The sequence below is a fragment of the Dietzia sp. DQ11-71 genome (genome assembly GCF_014144995.1).
GTDB lineage: Bacteria > Actinomycetota > Actinomycetes > Mycobacteriales > Mycobacteriaceae > Dietzia > Dietzia kunjamensis.
Genome location: NZ_JAALDT010000332.1, coordinates 1 through 2,720 on the forward strand (window position 1 = coordinate 1; position 2,720 = coordinate 2,720).

Here is a 2,720-nt window from a genome sequence, read left to right on the forward strand (position 1 = left end):
GGTGGTGGACTTCGCGCTGCGCCGCCGCGGCGTCCTGGGGGGCCTGCGCGAGGGCGCGCTCTCGCTGCGCGAGGTGTGCGACGCGGACGTCTACCTCCTGCGGGCCGCCGGTTTCCACGGCGTGGAGACGGAGACGGTCTGCCCGGTGTGCCGCAAGGAGAACCTCACGGAGGTCTCCTGGGTGTTCGGCGACGACCTCGGTCCGGCGTCCGGGTCGGCCCGCGGTCGGGACGAGATAGAGCACCTCGCCCTGACCCACGACGAGTTCACCGTCCACGTGGTGGAGGTGTGCCGCAGCTGCTCCTGGAACCACCTGATCCTCTCCTACGAGGTGGGGCTCACCCCGGGTGCCGGAAAGCGCGTGCGACGAGCGGCGCGAGAGCTCCGCCGACACAGCTGACGCCCGCCCGGAGTGCCCGACGCGGGTTCCGGAGTACAGAATCGGTCGCGATTTCGTACACAATGGTCGCCAGAGCACCGCAACCGGGGGACTCCCGGGCCAGACGGGTCGGCTCGCAGGAGGGTAGAACATGTCGCAGAATGGCAGGACGAACCGGTCCGCCGACGAGGGCCGGAGCTCCAGCTCGGACCGGCGCGGCTGGGCCCGTCGCCATCCGATCTGGACGACGGTGATCCTCCTCGCCGTCGTCGTCCTCGTGATCCCCCTGGCCATCGCGGGGGTGATGTACAACCGCACCGAGATCCCCAGCCCCGGCAGCGTCCGCACCGAACAGATCTCCGAGATCTACTCCAGTGACGGCACCACGATGATCGGCCGGATCGTGCCCCCGGAGGGCAACCGCACGCTCATCGAGCTCGACGCGATCCCCGTCCACGTGCGCAACGCGGTGATCGCCGCCGAGGACCGCAGTTTCTACACCAACGAGGGGTACGACCCCACCGGCATCGGTCGCGCGGTGATCGGGCAGATCACCGGCGAGGCCGGTGCGGGCGGTGGCTCGACCATCACCCAGCAGTACGTCAAGAACACGATGGTCGGTGACGCCCCCACGTACCAACGCAAGGCCAAGGAGATCGTCATCGCGGCCAAGATGACGAACGAGTGGTCCAAGGACCAGATCCTCGAGGCCTACCTCAACACCATCTACTTCGGCCGCGGCGCCTACGGCATCGCCGCCGCGTCCACCGCCTACTTCAACAAGCCGGTCGAGGCGCTCACGATCGAGGAGGGTGCGCTGCTCGCCGGCGTCATCCAGTCGCCGTCCGCGCTCGACCCGCTCAACAACCGGGCCGCGGCGGAGGGCCGCTGGAACTACGTCATGGACGGGATGCGGGAGATGGGCGCGATCGACGCCCAGCAGCGCGGCAATGCGGCGTTCCCGCAGGTCGTCGAGGACCCGCAGGCGATCGAGCAGAACGTCGGCGACCCGAGTAACGGACCCATCCGCCGTCAGGTGCTGGGCGAGCTCGCGGCCGCCGGGATCGACGAGCAGATGCTCAACACCCGGGGGCTGAAGATCACCACGACGATCGACCCCCAGACCCAGTCGGCGGTCGTCGACGCCGCCCGGTCGAACATGCAGGGCGAGAGGCCGGAGAACCGGACCGCCATCGTGTCGATCAATCCCAAGACGGGCGGCGTGATCGGGTACTACGGCGGCGAGGAGGCCGAGGGCTGGGACTACGCCAACGCCCCCCTGCAGACCGGTTCGACGTTCAAGATCTTCGGCGTCGCCGCCGCCCTCGACCAAGGCATCGGCCTGGGGACCCAGATCTCGTCCGCGCCCGTGACCACGGGCAACGTCACGGTCACCAACGTCGACGGCCGGTCCTGTGGCTCGTGCTCCATCTCCCAGGCGTTGCTGCTGTCGCTCAACACCTCGTTCATCCGGCTCCAGCGCATGCTGGACAACGGGGCCAACGACGTCCGCGACATGGCCCACCGCACCGGCATCCCCAAGCAGATCCCGGGTCTACCGTGGGAGACGCTGAGCGAGCAGGGCGAGGATCCCTACGACGGCCTCATCCTGGGCCAGTACCCGATCCGCGTGCGGGACATGGCGACCGGCCTGGCGACCTTCGCCGCAGAGGGCGTCCACCGGCCGACCCACTTCATCGAGCGGGTCGAGACCGCCGACGGCGAGGTGCTGCTGGACAACTCCTCGATCGAGGGCGAGGAGGTGGTCGACCCCGACGTCGCCAACAACCTCACCTCCGCGATGCAGCCCATCGCCGCCTATTCGAACGGTCACTCGCTGGCCGGCGGGCGGCCCTCGGCCTCGAAATCGGGCACCACCCAGCTCGGCGAGACCGGGTACAACAAGGACGCCTGGTTCGTCGGCTACACCCCGTCGATCGCGACGGCCGTCTGGGTGGGGACCGACGACAACCAGCCGCTGCTCAACGCCTGGGGCGGCACCATGTACGGCGCGTCGCTGCCCGCCGACATCTGGAAGTCCACGATGGACGGCGCCCTGTCCGGCACGGAATGGGAGAGCTTCCCCGAGCCCGGGTACATCGGCGGCCAGGCCGGCGCCTCCCAGGGGCAGTCCTACGGGAGCGGTTCGGGCACCACGGGCGGGACCGGTACCGGTGCCGGCACCGATGACTACGTCCCCCAGGCCAGTCAGGCCCCGGCCCCGGTCCAGCCCGCGCCGGCGCCGCAGGCTCCCGGCCCGCTCACGCTCCAGGTCCCCGGACTGCCGGAGATCGTCATCCCGGGCGCCGGTGCGCCGGCACCCGCACCCGCCCCGGCGCCC

Annotated in this window: 2 protein-coding genes; both read left to right on the forward strand. The window is 70.1% G+C overall.

All coding sequences use genetic code 11. The features are described 5' to 3' along the window. The first annotated feature begins 1 nt into the window (after nt 1). The gene (locus tag G6023_RS11985) at nt 2-400 is read left to right on the forward strand and encodes a DUF5318 family protein (RefSeq protein WP_067720029.1); all 399 of its coding nucleotides are present in this window, start codon (nt 2-4) and stop codon (nt 398-400) included. Between the two features lie 130 nt (nt 401-530). After that, a partial coding sequence (locus G6023_RS11990) for a transglycosylase domain-containing protein (protein WP_182635662.1) occupies nt 531-2,720 on the forward strand: 2,190 nt, incomplete at its 3' end.